Raw genomic sequence first — 5,878 nt, forward strand, 5'->3', positions numbered from 1 at the left:
AGGTGCGGGGGCGGTGGATGCCCTCGTAAGCCTCCCGCAGGCCGATCAGGTGGCGGCGGCGCAGGAGCGCGGCGGGCATGGGGTCGTCCGGCAGGGCGTTCTGGACGATGTCGTGGCTCTTGCGTCCGTGCAGGTCGGCGACCATGCCGACGCCGCAGGCGTCATGCTCGTTGGCCGGGTCGTACAGGCCTTGCGGCTGGGGGCGGCCCGGTGCACGGCCATCAGGTGTGAGGGCAGCAGCAGCCATCAACCCTCCCGTCGTCGTGTCACTGCTTCGATGTCAGTGCGGCACGGGACGACGTTGGCCCTGCTGCGGTGAGATGACATTACATCACTGCCGGGATCATGCCCGACTGCACCAGATCGCGAAACTTCTTCGTGGCGATCGGGCGCGCGTCATCTCGGATTGGTTTAGACCAGGCTACCGGCTGGGCCCGGAAGCCGAACGCCGTGACCTCGGTGAGGCTCATCACCGGTACGCGATGTTTACGGCGCTCCGCCGAAGACCTACCGAAAAGCGCCCTTCCCCAAACCCCCGGCGGACCTTGGGCCGCGGGACGGGCTCAGCCGGTCCCGCGGGCCGCGCGGACGAGCACCGCCGGGGCCTTGCCGCCCTCGATCAGCAGCGACAGCAGGGTCTCGTCCTTCTCGTCGCTCTTGCCGTCCAGGCGCTGCGCCCACGACACCACCGCGAAGTGCCCCATCGCGAGGCCCCGCGCCATCCCGAAGCCCCGTCCGAACCGGTCCAGCGGGGCGGGCGCCTCCAGCGGCCGGACGAAACCCGCGCCGATCGTGGTCTCCAGCCTGGCCACGAAGCGGTCGGCGTCCGCCGACCCGGCGAGGTTGAACACGACGACGGCCAGCGCGTAGCCGTGCTCGGTGTCGGAGTAGATCCCGCGCGCCGCCTGCGTGCAGCCGCCCTTGGCGAGCTCCTCGCCGACGGACCCGCCCCACACGGCCGCGGCGCAGTCGCCGTCGAGCCGCTTGGCGCGCAGCTTCACCGAGACCTTCCCGTCCGGAAGGGGCAGCTTCGCCGCCGAGGACGGGAACGCCTCACCCTCGGTGAGGGGCTGGGGATCGGCACTGCGGTTCGCGATCCCGGCATAGGCGGAGCTGGACGGCGAATTGGAGTAGGAGGTCGGCGACGGGCCCGTCCCGGCGGGCCGTCCGATCGGCGCGCCGCCCGCGTCCCGGGTCTTGGCGTCGGAGTCGCCACCGCCGCTCAGGACGACGGCGCCGACGCCCAGCAGCATCAACACCCCCAGCACGGCCGCCGCGCCGAAGTACAGCTTCGGGTTCGGCTTGCCCGCGCCCCGTGGCGCGGCCTGCCGGCGGTCCGGCGCGGCGGGACGCCCCGGGGACCTGCCCGCGTTCTTCGCCTGCCCGCGCTTGGCCTTGCCACCGGCCTTGCGGCCGGCCTCGCCGTCGGCCTTGCGGCCGGTCTTGCCATCTGCCTTGCGGCCGGGTTTGCCGCGTTTCTCCGGCCGCCTGGAACGAGCCTGGCCGCCGGGACGACCCTCCGGCGGGAGGGCGGCGCGGGCGTCCTCCGCCGCGAACGCGTCGTCCTGGACGGCGTCCTCATACGGAGCGTCCCCGTATTGGGGGTCGCCGTATTGGGGGTCGCCGTACTGCGCGTCGCCGTACTGGGCGCCGCTGTACTGGGCGTCCTCGTAGGGGGCGTCGTCGTAGGGCGTCCGCGGCGGCGGCGGGGCGGGGCGTTCCCGGCGCGCCGCGGTGCGGCGGGGCGGCGGCGTCCGGCGCGGGCCGCCCGACCGGGACTGCGCGGTCCGGCGCGCGGGAGGCTGCCGGCGGCCCGAGCGGCTCACCGGAGGCCGCCCCGAGCCGCCGCGGCGGTGCTCATCGGGATCCACGACCGCGCAGACTACTCGCCGCCGGCGGGCGGCGCGCCCGCACCCGGCCGGATCACTGCCCGGTCTTCCCGCCGGAGACCAGGTCGAGGCGCCCGTACAGGAAGTCGGCGGCGTTCTCGATGGCCAGGCTCACATCGATCATCTCGTTCAGCGAGGCGGGCTGCGCGCCGCCGGCCCGCTCCACCCACGTGACCACGGCGTAGTGGCCGTAGGTCTTGGTGTAGGCGGCGGTGAAGCCGGGCCCGAACGCGGGGACGCCCTTCGGCTGCAGCGGGGACACCCAGCCGGCGGCGGTCGCCGGCTCCAGGTCGCGGAGGATCTGCTTGACGCCCTCCTCGCTCACGAGGTTGATCACGGCGAACTGGCCGACGTGCCTCTTGTCGGCGCTGACGTAGGCCGCGCGGGCGATCTGGGTGCACTGGTACTTGGCGAGGTCGCCCTGCAGCCGGCCGCCCCAGGTGGCGGTCTTGCAGTCGGCGCTCAGCTGGGACTCGGCCAGCGTGAACGTGTACTTGCCCGACTTGAGCGTCTTGGTGGAGAACGCCTCGCCCTCCGTGATCGGACGGGGGTCGTTCGAGCGGGAGGCGAGCTTGGCGAAGCCCTCGCCGAGGTAGTCCGGCGCGTACGCGGTCGGCACCGCGCGCTGCTGCGGCTTCGCCTCGTCGCCGCCGCCGGTCAGCACGACCACCGCGACCACCGCGACGATCACCGCGACCAGCGCGGCGGCCGCGCCCAGCAGCAGCTTCGGACTGGGGAGCTTGCGGCCGGACTTGTCCTCCGGCCAGAAGTCCCGCCGGCGGCCCTCGGCGGCCTCGGCGGAACCGGTGTCAGAAGCCTCGATCACAGCCCCGGAGCTTAGCGGTCCGGATCCCCCTCGCGCGGCCAAAAGGGTGTTTCGCCCAGATTCCTTGGGGCTACAGCCCGTTACTGCCGATCAGTGCGCCGAACCCGTAAGTGATCAACGCCGCGGCGGCGCCGAACAGCAGCTGCCGCGACCCGCCGAACCACCACGCCCGGGCCGTGATCCGCGACACCAGTGCCCCGGCGCAGAAGAGCCCGAGCGCCGCGATGCCCGCCGCGGGCCACAGGCTGGTCGCGCCCAGCAGGTACGGCAGCACCGGCAGCAGCGCGCCGACCGCGAACGACAGGAACGACGAGCCCGCCGCCAGGACCGGCGAGGGCAGGTCGCCGAGCGTCACCCCGAGCTCCTCCCGGGTGTGCACCTCAAGGGCCTCCTCGGGGTCGCGCGACAGCTGCCGCGCGACCTCGGCGGCCGTCTCGGGGTCGACGCCGCGCGCCTCGAAGACCTCGGCCAGCTCCCGCTGCTCGGCCACCGGGTGGCGGGCCAGCTCCAGCCGCTCCACCTCGATCTCCGCCTGCGCCAGCTCCGACTGGGAGGCGACCGAGATGTACTCCCCCGCCGCCATCGAGAACGCGCCCGCCGCCAGCCCCGCCAGGCCCGCCAGCAGCACGACCTTCTGGGTCGCCTGGCCGCCCGCGACCCCGGCGATCAGGGCGAAGTTGGAGACCAGCCCGTCCATCGCGCCGAACACCGCGGGCCGCAGCCAGCCGCCGGTGACGTCCCGGTGCTGGTGGTGCTGCTCCGGCCGCACGCCGTGCTTCTCATCTGTGTCGGACACCGTCGCCGTTTCCTACTTCCCGTCCTTGACGGGCTCCCCCTTCTCCACCCGGTCGTGGGCGGTGGCACCGTCAGCCTCATTCTCCCCGGCTTCGTCCTCCGCCTCGGCGGCGGGGGTCTCGGTGCGGGCCCCGGCCTCGGGCTCGGCCTCGGGGTCGGCCTCGGTGTCGCTCTCGGTGTCGCTCTCGGGCTCGGCCGGTTCGTCGGCCTTCGCCTCCGGCGCGGGACCCTCCTCGCGGGCCTCGGGGGCCTCGGGGGCGGGCTCGGGCTCCTCGGAGGACGTCGCCTCCGGCTCCCCGCCGTCCGCCTCGGGCGCCGACTCCGGCTCCCCGGCCGCCGGGGCGGGCTCCTCGGTCTCCGGGGCCGCGGCCTCGGCCACCTCGTCCTGCGCCGCCGGCTCCTCGGCCGGTTCCTCGTCCGCATGCCCGGCGGCGGCCACGGCGGCGGTGCCGTCCGGCTCCTCGGCCGTCGCCTCGGGTTCCGCCGCGGCGGGGGCGGCGGACGGCGCGGCCTCCGCCGGGGCGCCGACGTTCTCCGGGCCGGTGCGCCCGCGGGCCAGGTACAGGTAGGCGACCGCGCCGGCGAAGACGACGATGGACGTCCAGTCGTTGAGCCTCAGCCCGAGGACGTGGTGGGCGTCGTCGATGCGCAGCGCCTCGATCCAGCCGCGCCCGACGGTGTAGGCGGCGACGTAGAGGGCGAAGGCGCGCCCGTGGGTGAGCTTGTAGCGGCGGTCGGCCCAGATCACCAGGATCGCGACGCCGATGCACCACAGCGACTCGTACAGGAACGTCGGATGGTAGGTGGCGACGTCGGCGTACTTGGGGTCGAGGCCGGGCCCGCCGTCCAGCATCGGCCGGTGGTTCTCGTCGATCTTCAATGCCCAGAAGGTGTCCAGCGGGCGGCCGTACAGCTCCTGGTTCCAGTAGTTGCCCCAGCGGCCGATCGCCTGCGCGAGCGCGATGCCCGGGGCCACCGCGTCGCCGAGCGCCAGCACCGAGATCCCCCGCCGCCGGCAGCCGATGATCGCGCCGACCGCGCCGAGCGCGACGGCGCCCCAGATGCCGAGGCCGCCCTTCCAGACCTCCAGGGCCCGGATCGGGTCGCCGCCCTCCCCGAAGTAGCGCTGGTAGTCGGTGAGCACGTGGTAGAGCCGCCCGCCGACCAGGCCGAACGGCACCGCCCACACGGCCACGTCGATGATCACGCCGGGGGTGCCGCCCTTGGCGGCCCAGCGGCGCTCGCCCAGCCAGACCGCGGCGACGATGCCAAGGATGATCATGATGGCGTAGGCGCGCAGCGGCACGGGGCCGAGGTGCCAGACGCCCTGCGAGGGACTCGGTATGTAGGCGACCGGGTGCATGACCGTTGACGTTACCGCCTCCGGGGCACAGCGCGCGCCTCCTCTAGGACCGCGACGAGATCGTCATCATCGCGGCCCCCTCGCCGGAGCGCCCCGCCGTGCCGCCGGACTGCGTGCTCCCCGGCTGGGGCGTGCCGCCGCCGGCCTCCGCGACGGCCTTCCTGAGGTCGTCCGGCGAGGCCAGGGCGTCGTTGCCGACCTTCTTGCCGTTCAGCGCGAGGTACGGGGTCGCGTCGACGCCCGCCCGCCCGGCCTGGGCGCTCGCCTGGTCCACCGTTTTGATCTTCTGGTCGCCGCGGACGCAGGCGCCGAAGGAGGGGGCGGTGACCCCCAGCTGCTCGCCCCACCTGACGAGGTCGCCGGTGGAGAAGCCCGTGTCGCCCTCGGGCGGCTGCTCGGCGTAGAGCTTGTCGTGGTAGGCGACCCAGTGGTCGGCGGGCATGCAGGCGGCGGCGTTCGCGGCCCGCCGGGAGTTCGACATCAGCGGGTCCTGCTGGAAGAGCTGGAACGGCCGGTAGACGACCCTGACCCTGCCCTGCGCGGCGAGCTCCTTCATCGTCGCGCCGACCCGCTCCTCCATGGCCTTGCACGCGGGGCACTGGAAGTCCTCCCAGACGTCCAGGACCGGGGAGGAGACCCCCGGCTGCGCCATGGCGACCGATCCGTCCTGCTGGCGGGCGGCGGGCGCCAGCGCGCCCTTGTAGGAGTTCTGGAGGGGCTTCTCGCCGGTCCGGGACAGCGCGACGACGACCACCACGACCGCGACCGCCGCCACGGTGAGGGCGCCGAGGGCGACCAGCAGCGCCCGCCGGCGCCGGCGCCGGACCGCGGCCCGCGTCCGTTCGTCCGCGAGCCGCTTGCGCGCGGACGGTTCCCTGCCCTGCTCGCTCATCGATCCCCCGATCGCTACTCTGCGTGTTGGTGAGCGTCTACGAGAGTAGCGGGCAAGGCCCCGCCGGACGGCGGAAAAGCGCCACGCCGCGCCGCCCCGGGAGGGGACAGATC

The 5,878-nt window shown here is 74.2% G+C and carries 7 protein-coding genes; all 7 read right to left on the minus strand.

Features of this window, described 5'->3' with window-relative positions; translation table 11 throughout:
* Positions 1 to 247: hypothetical protein (locus tag AB0C69_RS36670; protein WP_360360152.1), on the minus strand; the 247-nt coding region annotated here is incomplete at its 3' end.
* 79 nt (positions 248 to 326) lie between these two features.
* Positions 327 to 470 (minus strand): hypothetical protein, encoded by a 144-nt coding sequence (locus AB0C69_RS36675; protein ID WP_345175395.1) that lies wholly within the window; start codon positions 468 to 470, stop codon positions 327 to 329.
* Between the two features lie 93 nt (positions 471 to 563).
* The gene (locus AB0C69_RS36680; protein ID WP_360360155.1) at positions 564 to 1,871 is read right to left on the minus strand and encodes a hypothetical protein; all 1,308 of its coding nucleotides are present in this window, start codon (positions 1,869 to 1,871) and stop codon (positions 564 to 566) included.
* A gap of 52 nt (positions 1,872 to 1,923) precedes the next feature.
* A complete protein-coding gene (locus AB0C69_RS36685; RefSeq protein ID WP_360360158.1) occupies positions 1,924 to 2,715 on the minus strand; it encodes a hypothetical protein in 792 nt (263 codons plus the stop codon).
* Positions 2,716 to 2,785: 70 nt separating this feature from the next.
* Positions 2,786 to 3,511, minus strand: a complete 726-nt coding sequence (locus AB0C69_RS36690) for a VIT1/CCC1 transporter family protein (RefSeq protein WP_345175399.1) — start codon at positions 3,509 to 3,511, stop codon at positions 2,786 to 2,788.
* Between the two features lie 12 nt (positions 3,512 to 3,523).
* On the minus strand, positions 3,524 to 4,873 hold the full coding sequence (gene lgt / locus AB0C69_RS36695; protein WP_360360161.1) for a prolipoprotein diacylglyceryl transferase: 1,350 nt from the start codon (positions 4,871 to 4,873) through the stop codon (positions 3,524 to 3,526).
* Positions 4,874 to 4,916: 43 nt separating this feature from the next.
* Entirely contained in the window at positions 4,917 to 5,765 is an 849-nt protein-coding gene (locus AB0C69_RS36700; RefSeq protein ID WP_360360164.1) for a thioredoxin domain-containing protein, read from the minus strand.
* Positions 5,766 to 5,878: the final 113 nt, after the last annotated feature.

It is taken from the genome of Actinomadura sp. NPDC048032 (genome assembly GCF_040653175.1).
Taxonomy (GTDB): Bacteria; Actinomycetota; Actinomycetes; order Streptosporangiales; family Streptosporangiaceae; genus Spirillospora; species Spirillospora verrucosospora.

What these genes read in the sequence shown, in the direction of transcription:
- AB0C69_RS36700 (WP_360360164.1), bottom strand. Translation starts at nt 5,765, where the DNA reads ATGAGCGAGCAGGGCAGGGAACCGTCCGCGCGCAAGCGGCTCGCGGAC.
- lgt (WP_360360161.1), bottom strand. Translation starts at nt 4,873, where the DNA reads ATGCACCCGGTCGCCTACATACCGAGTCCCTCGCAGGGCGTCTGGCAC.
- AB0C69_RS36675 (WP_345175395.1), bottom strand. Translation starts at nt 470, where the DNA reads ATGAGCCTCACCGAGGTCACGGCGTTCGGCTTCCGGGCCCAGCCGGTA.